This window comes from Leptospira kmetyi serovar Malaysia str. Bejo-Iso9 (assembly GCF_000243735.2).
In the GTDB taxonomy this organism is placed as follows: domain Bacteria; phylum Spirochaetota; class Leptospiria; order Leptospirales; family Leptospiraceae; genus Leptospira; species Leptospira kmetyi.
The window spans coordinates 105,168-120,684 of the sequence record NZ_AHMP02000003.1 but is presented as its reverse complement, the minus strand read 5'-3'; the positions used below and the strand labels follow the sequence as shown (position 1 = coordinate 120,684).

16 protein-coding genes are annotated in these 15,517 nt (G+C 44.6%); 9 read left to right on the top strand and 7 right to left on the bottom strand.

All coding sequences use genetic code 11. The features are described from left to right. The first annotated feature begins 75 nt into the window (after window positions 1-75). On the top strand, window positions 76-726 hold the full coding sequence (locus LEP1GSC052_RS03010) for a toll/interleukin-1 receptor domain-containing protein (RefSeq protein ID WP_010574361.1): 651 nt from the start codon (window positions 76-78) through the stop codon (window positions 724-726). A gap of 21 nt (window positions 727-747) precedes the next feature. On the opposite strand, the gene LEP1GSC052_RS03005 is transcribed toward LEP1GSC052_RS03010, so the two are convergent. The 4 genes from LEP1GSC052_RS03005 to ilvD form a co-directional block, all read right to left on the bottom strand. After that, window positions 748-1,359 (bottom strand): hypothetical protein, encoded by a 612-nt coding sequence (locus tag LEP1GSC052_RS03005; protein WP_020986310.1) that lies wholly within the window; start codon window positions 1,357-1,359, stop codon window positions 748-750. A 136-nt stretch (window positions 1,360-1,495) separates the two neighbouring features. Next, window positions 1,496-2,020, bottom strand: coding sequence for a hypothetical protein (locus LEP1GSC052_RS03000; RefSeq protein ID WP_156892099.1), 525 nt, complete (start codon window positions 2,018-2,020; stop codon window positions 1,496-1,498). A gap of 236 nt (window positions 2,021-2,256) precedes the next feature. Continuing rightward, window positions 2,257-2,790, bottom strand: a complete 534-nt coding sequence (locus tag LEP1GSC052_RS02990; protein ID WP_010574358.1) for a nucleoside 2-deoxyribosyltransferase — start codon at window positions 2,788-2,790, stop codon at window positions 2,257-2,259. Continuing rightward, window positions 2,787-4,469 (bottom strand): dihydroxy-acid dehydratase, encoded by a 1,683-nt coding sequence (gene ilvD, locus LEP1GSC052_RS02985; RefSeq protein ID WP_010574357.1) that lies wholly within the window; start codon window positions 4,467-4,469, stop codon window positions 2,787-2,789. Before ilvD ends, LEP1GSC052_RS02990 begins: the two co-directional genes overlap by 4 nt. Window positions 4,470-4,751: 282 nt before the next feature. Here ilvD and LEP1GSC052_RS02980 point away from each other — a divergent pair, with 282 nt between their 5' ends. Continuing rightward, entirely contained in the window at window positions 4,752-5,315 is a 564-nt protein-coding gene (locus LEP1GSC052_RS02980; RefSeq protein WP_010574356.1) for a metal-dependent hydrolase, read from the top strand. Between the two features lie 259 nt (window positions 5,316-5,574). Further along, window positions 5,575-5,871 (top strand): YciI family protein, encoded by a 297-nt coding sequence (locus LEP1GSC052_RS02975; RefSeq protein WP_010574355.1) that lies wholly within the window; start codon window positions 5,575-5,577, stop codon window positions 5,869-5,871. 8 nt (window positions 5,872-5,879) lie between these two features. Here the strand turns inward: LEP1GSC052_RS02975 and LEP1GSC052_RS02970 are convergent, their stop codons facing one another. From LEP1GSC052_RS02970 to LEP1GSC052_RS02960, 3 genes are all read right to left on the bottom strand, one after another. Beyond that, on the bottom strand, window positions 5,880-7,205 hold the full coding sequence (locus LEP1GSC052_RS02970) for an adenylate/guanylate cyclase domain-containing protein (RefSeq protein ID WP_020986523.1): 1,326 nt from the start codon (window positions 7,203-7,205) through the stop codon (window positions 5,880-5,882). A gap of 125 nt (window positions 7,206-7,330) precedes the next feature. Next, window positions 7,331-8,251: a glycosyltransferase family 2 protein gene (locus tag LEP1GSC052_RS02965; RefSeq protein ID WP_010574354.1), complete on the bottom strand. Its 921-nt coding sequence runs from the start codon at window positions 8,249-8,251 to the stop codon at window positions 7,331-7,333. Between the two features lie 22 nt (window positions 8,252-8,273). Next, window positions 8,274-10,340 (bottom strand): O-antigen ligase family protein, encoded by a 2,067-nt coding sequence (locus LEP1GSC052_RS02960; protein ID WP_040912796.1) that lies wholly within the window; start codon window positions 10,338-10,340, stop codon window positions 8,274-8,276. 147 nt (window positions 10,341-10,487) lie between these two features. Here LEP1GSC052_RS02960 and LEP1GSC052_RS02955 point away from each other — a divergent pair, with 147 nt between their 5' ends. From LEP1GSC052_RS02955 to LEP1GSC052_RS02930, 6 genes are all read left to right on the top strand, one after another. Continuing rightward, window positions 10,488-10,790, top strand: coding sequence for an STAS domain-containing protein (locus tag LEP1GSC052_RS02955; protein ID WP_010574352.1), 303 nt, complete (start codon window positions 10,488-10,490; stop codon window positions 10,788-10,790). Further along, window positions 10,787-11,224 carry an LIC_11090 family protein gene (locus LEP1GSC052_RS02950; protein ID WP_010574351.1) on the top strand — a complete coding sequence of 146 codons (438 nt, stop codon included), beginning with the start codon at window positions 10,787-10,789 and terminating at the stop codon, window positions 11,222-11,224. Before LEP1GSC052_RS02955 ends, LEP1GSC052_RS02950 begins: the two co-directional genes overlap by 4 nt. A 154-nt stretch (window positions 11,225-11,378) precedes the next feature. After that, on the top strand, window positions 11,379-12,329 hold the full coding sequence (locus LEP1GSC052_RS02945; protein WP_010574350.1) for an MbnP family copper-binding protein: 951 nt from the start codon (window positions 11,379-11,381) through the stop codon (window positions 12,327-12,329). A 45-nt stretch (window positions 12,330-12,374) separates the two neighbouring features. Next, entirely contained in the window at window positions 12,375-13,574 is a 1,200-nt protein-coding gene (locus LEP1GSC052_RS02940; RefSeq protein WP_010574349.1) for an MbnH family di-heme enzyme, read from the top strand. After that, a complete protein-coding gene (gene lsa30 / locus LEP1GSC052_RS02935) occupies window positions 13,546-14,442 on the top strand; it encodes a laminin/fibronectin-binding adhesin Lsa30 (RefSeq protein ID WP_010574348.1) in 897 nt (298 codons plus the stop codon). Before LEP1GSC052_RS02940 ends, lsa30 begins: the two co-directional genes overlap by 29 nt. Next, complete coding sequence (locus tag LEP1GSC052_RS02930; RefSeq protein ID WP_010574347.1) at window positions 14,442-15,479, top strand: LIC11086 family outer membrane transporter; 1,038 nt, start codon at window positions 14,442-14,444, stop codon at window positions 15,477-15,479. Before lsa30 ends, LEP1GSC052_RS02930 begins: the two co-directional genes overlap by 1 nt. Window positions 15,480-15,517: the final 38 nt, after the last annotated feature.

Here is a 15,517-nt window from a genome sequence, read left to right as displayed (position 1 = left end):
TCTAAGGATTAGGGATGCGAAATTTGTCGGCTAACACGGGTATCATGAATGAAACGTTCGTAAGAGTGTCGAAAAATGAAAGCCTTTATCAGTTACTCCACCTTAGACAAATACGTCGCGGCCAAAATCCAAAACATACTCGATCGTTTCGGTATCGAATCCTTTCTCGCGCACGAAGACATTCAAGTCTCCTCCGAATGGCAGAGCGTGATTCTAAACGAATTGAAACGATCGGATCTTTTTGTCGCGCTTCTCAGCAAGGATTACGAAACTTCTCCCTGGTGCGAACAGGAAGCGGGCATAGCCGCGTTTCGGGAAATGACCCTCGTGTTTCTTTCCTTGGACGGGACGATTCCGAAAGGTTTCGTGGGCAAAACACAATCCGCAAAAGTCCGAGAGGAAACTCTTTCCATCTGCGACCTTATCCCCGGAATCATTCGCTGTAATTTTTCGTTCGGAACGAATCTGATCGTGGATCTGATCGGAAAGTCGCATTCGTTCCGGCAGGCCGAAAAAAACTTTCAGCTGATTCTCCCTTATGTGTCTCAAATGAAAAAGTCTCAGATCAAGGAACTTCTCAAACGTTCCGCAAACAATCGGCAGGTTTACGATGCAGGAATATGCAGAAAACGATATATTCCGTCTTTATTGAAGGATTATCGGTATCTGTTATCGAAAAAAACGATCGCAATTTTGGAAACGGGAGATGTCAAAAACGCTTCTTAACGTCTTTATTAAGACTGTTCTCTAAGCATTTTGTGAACTATAATAAGGAAACAATCCACCAAACAATATCATTAAAGAAAATATTAAAGTTGCAAAAAAATACTCTGTTGCCAAAAATTCCTGTCCAGCACTCGGACCTTCATAGCCGAAAAATACGGACAAAAGAACCAGAATCAATCCAGTCGCCACGAATAAGACAACGGAAAATACAATTCGAATCAAAATTTTACCTATTTCATACCGAATCTTGAAATAATTATTTCTAAAATATACAGCGCGAACCAATACGATACCGATCGTAATTAGTATAACAAACAATAATGTATTTAGTCTTTGTGAAACTTCAAAAGCCTTTCCACTCGCAAAACTAATAACAAGAGCAACCGTATAAACTATCAAAAAAATCGCCGAAGGAAATATGGTTTTATACTTTCTCACCAACAATCCCGTCATTACGTTTAAGACTATTTCAACGATTACACCAGGGGTGACGCCCTCAAGAAAAAGAAACAAAAACTGCACTAATGCAAGCAATAAAATCGCATTGCAACTTTCTTTAATTAATTTTTCGGATTCACCTATATTATTAATTTTCGAAAAAAGATATTTATTATATTCTATTAAAGACATCATTTACGCAAAAACCACCTAAATTAAGAACACATTAAATCTTCACTATTATAAACTAAGGGATAGAAAATCAAAAACAACACAATCCCGAACCAACATACCTTAAGTTAAGCTTCAAAAAACGTGAAACAATCCACATTTAAACCGGCACATTATTCAATTTATTTACTAAATATTCAAATAAAAGCATATTCTTTCTAAAAGAAAAAGAGTTAAGAACGTATTCTTTTCCTTTTGTCGTAAAAGAAACCACAATTCTCCCTCCATTATTGACTAACTCAAGATCCTTGCATTCTGCAAAATAAATCACTTGAGATTTACTAAATCTTTTAAACTCGAACATGTTTCCAAATATTTTGTAAGAAGTTAGAAGTGTATCGTGGTTTACGCCGTGATTTTCAACACCACGATAAAAATCAAATTTTCTAGATTCAATAATATCAGATATTATGGATTCGGTCATATTGATGCAAGGATCTCCCTCTATGGAAATCTTATATTTTTCATTTCGATTCAAATAAAAAGTAACAGACCTTCCATAACCCACATCGACAAAATCCCATCCTAAAATATCATTCAATTTTATAACTCTTGGCTCAACAAAGCTCGTTTTATTTTTATGGATTGTCCCGGTTGATATTCGTATCTTAAAAAATTGACCCAAGCTCCGTAAAAGCATAGCAGACTGAAAAAAAGAAAGTCTAAATCCGTAATCGCAAAGTCACTGAATTGATTCCAATTCAAGACCACCACTAAAATTGAAACGAACAAAAACAATATTCCAATCACTAAACATATTAAAAACCCTTTAATAGGGTATTGAATTTCATTTTTTGGATCTGACATAGGGTAAACCTCGGCTTTTCTAAGCAAAACACTACAAAATCTCTAAAAGCATTCCTAACGATTCTCCCTTTCCGCGATTCGTTTTAAACAATCCTCGAATCCGCCTTCCACAAGAAGTCCGCCCGATTTTTCGATCGAATATTCCAACATCAGATTGAGACAGTTACCGAAGTCTTCGTTTAACAAAAAACCGTCGGAGTCGATCTCATAACCGGAAGAATGCGGCGAGACCGGAATTTTCTTTTTTACGATTTCGGGAAGAGGAAGAATCTCCTTCGTATAACCATAGATTTTCTTACCCGAAGAAAAGGCAAAACCGATCTCGAACGCGGTGCCGTCGTCCACGAGAGGACCTCGAAACGGATTACAATTCGCTAATACGATATCGGATTTACGGATCAGATCGAGATTGCCGAAAAAAATTCTTCGTGCAAGGTCTTTGTCTTTTTTGAGATCGGGAGGAATGTCGGAATCGAAGGGGGAAAATGCGTTAAAACCGAAGGACGTACAGAGGGATTTTCTATCTTGCAAAACCGCAAAAGCGTCCGGTAAGAAAACTTCCGGTCCTGCAAGATAGATCGTTTTCAAAGTAGGTTCGTAATCGCTCCGTTAGTCGCCGATTGAACGAGTTTAACGTATTTTGCGAGAACTCCGGATTTATATCTCGGCTCGATCGGTTTCCAGGATTTCAAACGTTTGTCGATTTCTTCCTGAGAGATTTCCACCTGAAGAAGATTCTTCGTGGAATCGATGGTCACCGTATCTCCGTTTTGAACGATCGCGATCGGACCTCCGTCGAACGCTTCGGGAGAAATGTGACCGACAACAAGACCGTGAGTCCCTCCGCTGAATCTTCCGTCCGTCATTAAACCGACATCCTCTCCGAGCCCCTTACCCACGAGTGCGGAAGTGACCGCGAGCATCTCTCTCATACCCGGACCGCCCTTCGGACCCTCGTAACGAATGATGATCACGTCGCCCGCTTTGATCTGATCGCTCATGATCGCCTGAAAACAATCGTCTTCGGACTCGAACACTTTCGCGGGACCAGTTATGGAAATTTTTTTCAAACCCGAGATCTTCGCAACTGCTCCGTCGGGGGCGAGGTTTCCTTTTAAGATCACGAGAGGACCGGAAGGATGCAGAGCCTCGGATCTTTTGCGAACGATGGTCTGATTCGGAACGAGATCCGGCATGTCCTTTAGATTTTCAGCGATTGTTTTACCGGTAACGGTCAAACAATCTCCGTGGAGCATTCCTTCCTTTAAAAGATATTTCATAACGCCGTGAACGCCGCCGACTTTGTCGAGATCGGTCATCGCGTATTTACCGCCCGGTTTTAAGTCAGCGAGGTGCGGAGTTTTTTTACTGATACGATCGAAGTCTTCGAGAGTCAGATCCACGCCGATCTCTTTTGCGATCGCGATCAAGTGAAGAACCGCGTTCGTAGAACCGCCTAACACTAGAACTACGGTAATCGCGTTTTCAAACGCCTTTTTGGTGAGAATTTGTTTCGGTGTGATGTTCTTTTTGATGAGTTCGATCAAAGCCTTACCGGCCTCGAAACAATCGTCCGATTTTCTGGAACTCACAGCGGGCATGGAAGCCGAACCCGGCAAACTCATACCCAACGCTTCGATCGCGGAAGACATCGTGTTTGCGGTATACATTCCGCCGCAACTTCCCGCGCCCGGGATCGCGCTTTGTTCCACACGGACAAATTGTTCTCTGGAAATTTTTCCCGCGTTCATCTGACCGACGGCTTCGAAAACCGAAACGATATCCACGTCGTGTCCGTCGCAGTTACCGGGAAGAATCGTTCCGCCGTAAACGAAGATGGAGGGAACGTCGATTCTACAAAGGGCCATCAAACAACCGGGCATGTTCTTATCGCAACCGCCGATCGCGATCACACCGTCGTGTCTCATCGCGTTGGAAACGATCTCGATCGAATCCGCGATCACTTCTCGGGAAGGAAGGGAGAAGTGCATTCCTTCGTGTCCCATCATGATTCCGTCGGAAACGGTGATCGTTCCGTAAATTTGGGGAACTCCTCCTGCGGTGCGGACTCCTTCCTTGACTTTTTCTGCGAGACGATTGATATGAATATTGCAGGGAGTAATTTCGCTCCAAGTGGAAGCGATTCCGATCATCGGTTTGTGAAAGTCTTCATCCGTAAAACCGACTGCGCGAAGCATCGCACGGTTCGGAGCGCGGTTGTCTCCGTCGGTCGTCATAGAACTTCTTTTTTTCAGGTTATCGCTCATCTTTGAATCCTACTTCCGTTCCGAAAATGAATCGTATCGGATCGGGTTTTATACGTACAGTTTTGCAGACTCACTTTTCGGTCAAATGGAAAAGTCAAAACGGGTCCTAAGATTTTAAAGAAGGGAAGAATTTTCGAAACGACCGAGGAGGAACGATTTTCCCATTTTCGACACTATTGGTATCGGATTTGCGTTTCGGAGACGTTTTTCAAAAAAAGAAATACGAATTCGGGCTTTTGCGAAAACTAGTTTCATCATCCGATGGATACGAGGTTATAAAGAATGCCGACGATCATGACGCATACCGCGGTTCCGATTTCGTTCTGGATCGCGTTCGGAAATAAATTCATTCCGATTCGTTTGGTTCTAATCGGAATCCTTTTTTCGATTCTCCCCGACGCGGACGTGATCGCGTTTAAATTCGGAATCCCCTATGAAAGTGATTGGGGCCATCGCGGATTCAGTCATTCCGTTTTGTTCGCGTTTTCTTGGAGCGTATTCGCGTGTATTCTCGTTCGTTGGTTTCAGGCGAGAATGGAAATCATACTTTCGTTTTTATTCGTTTCGATTCTTTCTCACGGAGTTCTCGACGCGATGACGAGCGGCGGACTCGGAGTCGGGTTTCTCATCCCCTATTCTTCCGAAAGATTTTTTTTCGAACAAAGACCGATCCGGGTTTCGCCCATCGGAGTCAAAAACTTCTTAACCGAACGCGGAATCGCGGTTTTAAAATCGGAACTTTCGGTCGTTTGGATTCCTCTTCTAACGATTTCTTTTTCCGTTTTTGCGGTTCGAAAAATCATCGGAAGAATTTTGAAAAGCGGAAAGAATTCTTCCCTTTCCTAAAAATTTAAAAACCAACAAAGGATCTTCGCAGTCTCAATAGAAAACTTAAAATCGAAAAATTTGCAAAAGGTTCCGACAAGATCTACGTTTTGCGATTGTAGACCGGAGATTTTTCTGATAGAGGGGAATCGGCACGAACGTTCCCACCTCCGCACCCCCCACCCAAAACTAGGGTGGGGCGCCAAAAAATTTCACGGCGGATCGTAGGAACTACGACAAGTTTGCAAATTTCATGAGCTTAGAAAATCCTGGTAATAACATGAAACAGTTTATCGTAGTTCTTCGTTATCTTACGCCGATCGAAACGGTGGATCAATACGTCGTCATACACAGGGAACATTTGTCCAAAGGGTTCGAACGAAAAATGTTGCTCGCGTCCGGGCCACAGGAACCGAGAACCGGAGGAATTCTGATCGCGAGAGCGCAGTCCCGCAAAGAACTCGAAGACTTCTGTCATCAGGATCCGTTTTATACGAACGGAGTCGCCGAATACCAAATCATAGAATGGAATCCGGTCAAACATCAAAAAGAATTCCTCGAGTTCTGGATGAACTAAATCGAAACTTAAACCTTACCCAACTCGTAGACGTCTACGGGTTGTTCCCTTCCCTTAACTTGAATGGAAGATAAATGTCTTCCCGGAACGTTCGCTTTGACCTCTTCGTAAACCGCTTGTGTTACGAGAAGTTTCGTTCCGAATTCCTTGTTTAAGGATTCGACTCTCGAAGCGAGATTGACCACGTCTCCGATGATCGTATATTCCTTTCTCGCTTCGGAACCAACGTTACCCGTCATCGCTTCGCCGGAATGCAAACCGATTCCGATCTGTGTTTCTGGAATTTTTCCTTCCTGATTCAAAAACTCGACCTTCTTCAACAGTTCCAAGGAAGCCATCACCGCGTTCTTAACGTCGTTTCCTCCGTCCGAAATCGGCGCGCCGAAGACCGCCATAAAACCGTCTCCGAGAAATTTATTGATCATACCGTTGTTCATATTCACGATATCGATCAAATGGGAAAAGATGTAGTTTAAATAATCGATCACTTCTCCCGGAGATCTTTTTTCGGAGAATCGAGTGAAGTTACGGATATCCAAGAACATCACGCATACGTGTTTGAACTCGGAAAAGTTTTCGTTCTTTTGTTCGAGAAGACGATCCACGACGTCCGGCGAAACGTATTGACCGAACATCCCGACCACCTTGTTTTTTTCCTGAACGGCTTCCATAGCGGAAATCAAGGATCTACGAAGTTGAAGTCCCACAAGACCCGCGGCCACACCTCCGAAAAAAAGCAGAATCGCCTTGGAAAAAAACGGAGCCACCGAATTGAAAAAGTGGATCGGCATCGGAATTTCATTTTTTGGAATATAAAAAAGAGCTAATGCAATCACTTCGATCCCGGCGATCAATCCCGTAAACGCGCTCAACCAGAATTCGAGACGAAGCACCGAAAGGATGATGAACACGAAAAACGTAAGAATCGCGGGAGAATACAAGGCGATCAAAGGGGATTCGAAACCTTGCGCGCTCAAATAGATCAAAAGAGCCACGGAGGAAACTTCCGCAAACGCGTTTCCGAATCTCGCAATCGGAAAAACCACTTTTCTTTTTTTCAAATAATACGTGAAGACTCGGTTCACGACAAATTCATAAATCGCGGTCGAGACGTTGATTCCCAAAACGGCCCAATACGGAAAACGCCCGCCCGTTTCCCCGTCGATAAAATCTCGAAAGAACGTAAAAAAGAGGGCCATGATGATAGACGCGACCGTAAAAAAGATACAAAGAATTTTCGTTCGAACGATCTCGCTTTTTAGAATCTCGTAGGAAAGCGGGTCCATCGTTCTGTTTTTGAACTTCTTGGTCAGTTCTTGGATAGGATTCGCCATTGGTAACTCCGAAAGTTTTTGAACCGTCGATTATAAACGAAACGGTTTAGATTGGAAATAACTTTCAGAAGCGTTTTAAAAAAGAAACTACAAATCCGGAAAGGCTCAAAAAACCTTTCAAACCATCAAACCTTTGTCCAGACTTCTTGGCTCAACAGAAATTCTTTGATACGTATCCCAAAGGAAGAATGAATCCCTTCTTGCAAAGTAGATTGCAAAAGAAAATCCCATTCTTCGTTCCAAGAATGTCTTTTGACTTTTCCCTGCCTTAAAACATTCCATTTTATAAACAGAATTTTCTGCGCGAGGATTCTTTGTTTCTCATTTGGTAAATGAGAACTTAATAATTTTAGAATGGAGTAAATTCGAAATCGATCCATCACCGGATATCGAAAGGAAAGCTGATCCTCGTGTCCGCCGTATCGAACGAGTAAGAATTCCTCCAAAAGAGAAACCGGATATCGGGAAGTGATTCTGAGCCAAAGATCGTAATCTTCGCAAGCGGGAAGTTCCTCGTCCATACCGCCCGCTTCTTGATAGAGTTCCTTTTTTAAAATCACGGAAGAAGGCGTAACGTTGCAGAACTCCAGACTTTGGCCGAAAATTTCTCCGTTCTTTTTTGCAAGATACGAAGGAGGATTGACCCTTTTCCCGTTTCGAATCCAGATCTCCTGTGATTGAAGAATTCTTATATTCGAATCCTTGCATATAACTTCCCATTGACGTTCCAATTTTTCGGGAAGCCATTCGTCGTCCGAATCCAAAAAAGCGATCCATTCTCCGCGCGCCCGTTCCACGCCTCGATTTCTCGCGCGGCTTACGCCCTTGTGTTCCAAGGGAAGAATGGAGATCAAAGCTCTCGCACATTCCTCGGCAAATTCTTCTTTGATTTTGGAAACCGTGAAATCCGTGGAACCGTCGTCTACGACGATGATTTCCAAAGGCGACTTGGTTTGCGCGAGAACCGTTCGAATCGCGCGCATCACCTTGATTTCCCGATTGTATGTGGGAATGATAACGGAAATCGGAAGCGGCTGGGCGTTCATAAAAGAAGATTCAAAATTTGGATTATAAGAATTTTTGAATACGAATTCGGGAGCAGATTTTCCGAGGTTCGGGGTCGATCGGCTCGGGCTTCCAGAACGCAAGGGTTCGAAAAAAGCTCGGTTCGTTTAACAAAAAGCAACTCGATTTCAAAAGATTCTCCCCTTCGATCGTTTGCAGGGTCAGGCTTTCGCGAGGCTCTTCGAACTTTGTGGGTTTGTATTCTTGCCAATGTCCGCCGCTTACGGAAAGAGACAAGGAACCTTTTTCCAAATTACGATCCGGCCAAACATCGTAGAAATCCGGTTTGGAAACCAGAGTCATCTTCCCTTCTCCCGCCAACACCCAGGCCTCGTATCTCGGTTTTTCCGCTCCGCTTTCCGTTTTTCCGGGCGGAAAATAAATTCCGGAAAGATAATTTTTGGTCGGAAAGAAAATCAAAGATCCGAAAAGGACGATCAAAACCAAAAAACAAGAAGTTGCCAATAGTTTAATATTCTTAAGTGATTCCCGAAGATAAACCGCAAAACGATTTTCAAAACCGGTAAAATTTCCGAAAACCAGGAACAAAACGATCCACTGAAAGTAAACCGCTCTCAGATAAAACCATTCTTGAAAAAAGGAATATACGAAGACCGCACAAATCGATCCGAAGATCAAAGAAGAATGGAGAACCGTTTCTTTTTCGTTTCGAAACCGCAAAAGTCCGTAGAACAAATCTCCCCAAAGTAACGAATAAAAAACAAGTCCCACAACGCCCAAACCGGAAACGATCTGAACCGTTTGGTTGTGCGTGGTATGATACGCGCTTTCCCGTCGGAACGGATTGAGACAACATTCGTTGTACCAGCCGAAGGATTCGAACCCTCCGCCTAACAACGGTTTTTCGGAAAAGAGTTTGAGCCCCGCGTTAAAATGAGAAAGCCGTTCCGGATCTCCCGACCCGCCGAATCCTTGTGTTCCGACGATGAGCAAAGGAAATAGAATCGCTCCTACGACAAACAAAGAGGCGAACGAAATCGAAAAAATCCGGATCCACCTTTCCTTCTTTACAAAGGAAAAATAAAACCAAGCCGACGCGGTGATCGCTAAAAAAGAAACAAAGGACAAAACGCCGCCCCGAGCTCCGATCCAAAAAAAGGTAATTCCCAAAATCACGACGGTCAACGGAATCCAAATCCATTCTTTTTGGAAGATTCTAAAATTCTGTTTTTCAGAAACGGAGCTTAAAAACGAAAATAAAAAAGGAAGACCCGAAATCAGATATATCGCGAACCAACTTCGATTCCAAAAAAGGGATTGGATCGCGTCCTTCGGCAGATATTTTTCCAAAGCGGGAATCAGAGAATGCGGCAAGGCCACGAGTTTATATCCATCCAGCCATGTATGATAAATATCTAATGTGGTTTTTACGACCGGAAAAAAATATTCCGCCCAACCTACGCAAATCGATACGAACATTCCGAAGAATATTCCGCCCGTAAACGCGAATAAAAACGCGGAGTTCGTTTCGGAGTTTTCGTTTTTTCTTTCCAGCCAATCCGCACGCGCTACAAAACCCGCGCAAAACAAAACTCCCAGAAACAAAAGTTTCAACGGATAATTCGGTTCGAGTTCCGTGGAATGCAAAAACCAAAACCATCCCTTTTGATAGAATCTTAGATCCGATAACAAATCCGGATTGGCGGCGAGGCTTAAAAAACCGGAACAACCGAACAAGATCAAAAGAATTCCGATCGGACGTTTCCAAAATGCGTCTTGTAAAAACGAATTTCCTTGAAGTCGATTCCGGACGATTCCGCGCACGCACCAAAAAATCCAAAGACAATCCTGGATTTCTAAAAATCTTCCCCCGGGATGATTTCCGAAAAAAACTCCGCTCGCCGCGATGAGAAACGTGCCGACTAACGGCGATAAGACGTCGATCGACGCGTAGAGAACAAAAAGAAGAACGAATCCGATTCTAAACTTCCAGGGATAAAAGGACAATAAGGGAAGAATCAAAAGAACGGAAAAACCGATCCAAACCGCAGACTCCAAGCGCAATGCCGCCGAGAAATTCTCAAATTGCCTTCGAATCCGTTTTTCCATTAGGATATAAAAGTTCGAAAAGCGTTTTTGCGAAACATAAAATCGGAACGAAGACTACCGTTTGTCCAATCTGCGAACCCGATCGAACGTTTTTTTTGTTTCCAGGAAAATCTCGTTCTTAAAATAGTAGTAACGGCGTTCTCTTTTATGCAACAACTGGAAGAATCCACAATTTATCCCGATAAGAATTCCTTTCGGGTCGAGTTTCGTAAGAATATCTGTTCCGTAGAAACCGAAGAAATCGAGGAAATTCTGTCCCAGATCCGCGAAATTCGTCCCAACAATGTGATTCTGGATCTTACCCCGGTTGTGGCGATTCCCTCCATGGTTTTGAACCGCATTCTAAAATTTATTTCCGAATTGAAAAAGGAACAGATTCAGATCTCGGAAGTGAAACTGAGCGAAGGGCTTCAACTGGTTCTTTCCAAGCTCAAGATCAATCTGGGATGAAATCCTTTCTTTCGTTTTTTCTTTCCGTTTCGATTCTATTCCAAGCCCTCGTTTTCTCCAGCGGTCTTTTCGGTTGTGTTCTCGCGGAAAAGGCGAAAATCTGCGAATGCAACCACGGAAGCAAAAAACAAAAACACGCGGACGAAGAGGACAAACGATTTTCCCGAAAATCCAGATCCGGAAAGGAATCTCGGGTTGCCAAAACGTTCCCGAGTTGTCATTCCGCGAAATCCGGCGAAACCCACGCTTGTTCCTGTAAAAAAACCGAAAACAAACTCTCCCAACTGAGCGCGTTTTATTCCGCGTTGTTTTCACCGGTTCAGCTTTCCGATCTAAACCACAAAACAGACGTTCTTCATATTATCACTTTAGAATATTTTAATTTAGGAATCCATTCTTCCTTTTCTCTTTTGAAACCCCCTCGATTCTCCTAACCTTTTCTCGAAAATTCTTTAAGGTCCGTCCGAACGACCGGTCATTCTTAGCGCCGCCCCGCGTCATCCGCGCGCGCTCGTGAAGTCTGTCTCCGCGTTTCGCATTGATTCGCGAGCGATTCGGACCCCGTTTTCAATACATTAGGAGATTATCATGTTTAAAAAAATATCCGTTCTTACTCTGGTCGTATCACTTTCCCTTTTTACGCTTCATTGTCCTTGGGACAAAAAAAAGGACGATTCCGATACGAATAACATCGTCGCTTTGATCGCTCTTGCCGGTACGCCCGGAATTCAATTCTCTGCGTATGCGGGAACTCAAAAGCTGGAATGCGGGGCCACTCTCAAAGGTCACGCGAGCGTTTTGGAAAACCTTCCCTTCATTCCGAACGCGCACATCGCGGAAAGCACGACGTTTCAATTACACGACTTCCGTCTTTTTATACACGACGTAAAACTCGTCAAAGACTCTGGAGAGGAAGTTACTCTCGTCCTCAATCAAGACGGCAAGTTTCAATCCGGCAATATCACCCTTCTCGATTTCGAAAACAAAACCGGCAAATGCGACGGAACTCCGGAGACCAACAATCTCGTAAGCGCTTCGATTCCTTCGGGAACGTATAAGGGAATCAAGTTCACGGTCGGAGTTCCCGAAAACAAGAATCACTTGGACGCGGACAATCAAACCGCTCCGATGAATACGACCGGTATGTTTTGGAGTTGGACCGCGGGTTATAAATTTTTAAAACTCGATTTTGAAACCGCGGAAACCGGAAGCGCGGGAACCTCGGTTCATATCGGCGCGGGAGATTGCACCGGAACCGGAGCCGCGAGCACGTGCCTACGATCGAATTTAATTCCGGTAACTCTGACTCCGGACGGAGGATTCAATCCTGCAACTCAGGAAATCAAAATCGATGTGCAAGCGCTTTTGCAAGGAATCGATCTTACTGCGAGCGCGGGCGCGGCGATGTGTATGTCCGGAACGAGCGGTATGATGAGCGTCGGTTGCCCAACGATCTTTCCGAACATCGGCTTGGTTTTAGCGACGGGCGTTCCCGCAACTCCTACAAAGACCGTTTTTACGGTAAGAATTAAGAATTAATTTCAACAAAGACGCGGGGTTTATACCGCGTCTTGGAGAAAGATTATGAAACGATTTCTTCAATGTGTATATGCGCTTTTTCTAATTCAGTGCGGATCGGGAATTCTTCCCTTCGCTCCTTTCGATAAGAAAGAATCGAATCAAAACGAAGCGCTTTTGTTTTTGCTCATTCCTCAGAATACGTATGTCTGGAATCTGCCTCCGGGTTTTCCGATTCCCGCGGTTCCGGCTTCCAATCCGATGACACAGGAGAAGGTGGATCTCGGAAGATTCTTATTTTATGATAAGAAACTTTCGGGAAACCAAACCCAGTCCTGCGGTTCCTGTCACAAACAAGCGAACGCGTTTACGGACACGCTGACCACGAGCGTCGGTTCCACGGGCGACATTCATCCGAGAAACGCACAAGGGATCATCAACGTTGCGTATAACGTGCGTCAGACCTGGGTCAATCCGAACTTAAAAAATCTGGAGGACCAGATGCTCGTTCCTATGTTCGGAGAACATCCGGTGGAACTCGGGCTCGCCAACCGCGAAAACGAAATGCTCGATCGTCTCCGAGCGGACAACCGTTATCAGACCCTGTTTCAAAAAGCGTTTCCGATCGGAGATCCGTTTACTACGTCTAACGTCGTTAAGGCGATCGCGAGTTTTGAAAGAACCTTGATTTCGGGACGTTCCGCATACGATAAATATCAATACGACGGAAACGTGGCCGCCCTCGGCAACTCCACACAAAGGGCATCGATTTTGAGAGGGGCGCAGATTTTCTTTTCCGAAAAGGGAGAATGTTTTCACTGTCACGGGGGTTTCAATCTCGCCGCGTCGAGCGTTCACGTGGGAACGATCACCGAAGAAATCACGTTTCACAACAACGGTCTTTACAATATCGGCGGAAACGGAAGTTATCCGTCGGGCAACCAAGGTTTGTACGAGTTTACGAACCTAAACTCGGATAAGGGAAAATTCCGCGCGCCGTCCATTCGAAACGTCGAATTGACCGCTCCGTATATGCACGACGGTTCGATCGACACTCTGGAGAACGTGGTCGAACACTACAACGCCGGAGGAAGAAACATCACAACGGGTCCGAATACGGGCGACGGAAGAGCGAACCCGAATAAGAACCCGTTCGTATTCGCGATCGGACTTACTGCCTCCGAAAAAACGGACCTCGTCAATTTCTTAAAAAGTTTAACGGATACGGAATTTGTAAATGATTCGAAACACAGCGATCCTTTTTAAGATCTTTCTTTATTCAATTTCTTTAATCTTCTTCGGAGCCTGCACCTTCGGTTCCGTGGGAGATTCGAGAACCGAAGAAGCGAAGATGTTGCAGAGACTCCTAACCCTTTTCAGCGAAAGACCGTCTTCGTTTCGAACCTATCTTTATTATACGGACGATCAACAGGATTCGAACATCGGAACCTTCGACGTGATTTCGGGAGCGACCACGTACAGCCTTCAACTGCAAACGGGTTCCAAGATCGGTTGGGACGGAATTTCCATCCGAGTCAATCCCAATCCGGTTCCCACAGTACCCGGTCAGACAAGAACGTTAGACGTCACCGATCCGAACGAACATTCGGCCCATTCTCACACGCCGTATACGGTTCCGCTGGATCTGCCGGAAACTTCTCCTTACGGACAAGAATACGGAACTCCCGCTTTCAATGATACGAGTTTGGATACGATCACCGAAACGATTTTGACCGGAGACGTTCATACTTCTGCGGCTCCTTTGATCGCGGGAGTTCCTTCGGGTTATCTCGCTTCGGTGAAGTATAAGATCAATTCGGTCAATCTCACCTTTCAGATCACCGCGCCCGTGGTAAGAACGGTTCGGCTTCAGATGTCCTCCTTTGTTCTGGAACTTTTTCCGAGATGCCGATTCGATATCGTCCCCGAAAAGTTGGGAAGTTTTCCGGTGACATGGAAATCCAACGGAATCTTTCAGGACCAAAGCGGGACCTCGATCCTGAATGCGATCGCTGGTTTGACGAATCCCGTGGACATCAATCCGTATCAAAACGTAAATTTATACAATCTGATTTTGGCGAACCTTCGACAACAGGACAGGGTTCTCTATCAAACCGGATGCAGTCTATTTTAATGAAACAGAATATTCTAATTTTCTACATTCTTCTTTTGTCGTTTTCTTTCGATGTCGTCGAGGCCCATCACACGGGAATGGGAGGAAGCGAACAATCCTCCACCCGTTTTGTGGACCCGTTTACCGGTAAAAGGGAAAAACCCGCCAACTACGTCGTCTTTACGCAAGACTACTACAAACAAACCAACGAGAACAGCAATATCCATACGACCACATTCTACGGTGAGATGAATCTTAAAAACGGAATGTTCGCGCTCAACTTAAGCACGCCTTACACGTATTACGAACAAAAGGATCGATCCGACGCGGCGAGAATCGGAAAGACATACATCGGAATAAAGTATCTTCCTTTGATCGACTTTCAAAAAAATTACTTCGTGGTTCTCAGCGCAAACGTGGGTTTTCCTTCGGGACCGGATACGGATAAGTTCACGGGTGGGAATTATTATTCCGGAATTCCGGGTCTTACGTTAGGCTATCTTGCGGGCAAGTTCAGTTTTGTGGGAAGAATCAGCGGAATCTTTCCTTTGTCCAGGTCTCAACCTTCCAACCTTCAGGACAACGACGGAATTCCTTATTGGTTGAGAACGCCTTCTTCCGCCGCGCCTCAAGACCCGTATCTTTTAAAAAAGACGACTCTCTTTTCGGGTTACATCACGTATCTTTGGAAACCGGGTCTTTCTTTTTTCACGGGAATCTTATATAGAACCCCGTACGAAGGCGTGGATTTAAAAAGAACGGATCAAGGTAAGGTTCCTTCCATCTTTCGGGAAGTGAGTCTCGGGTTCTCCGCGAACATTTCCGAAAAACTCAACTTCAATCTTTCGTATCGGTATCCTTTGTATCGCGGCGACGAGTATCGTTTGTATGATTACGCGCTTACGGCGGCCGTTTCGATCGAAATTTCCGAATTAGAAAATTCGAATGAAGCGGAAACCAAAAAGGAAACAAAAGCGGATTCCGATCCTAAAGAAGACGTTCCCAAAGAATCTACGGATACGGAAAAAAATTCCAAGGAAACGGGCGATCGCAACTGATTGACCGTGTATGTTCCGCGGACTTCGATCACGGGGTC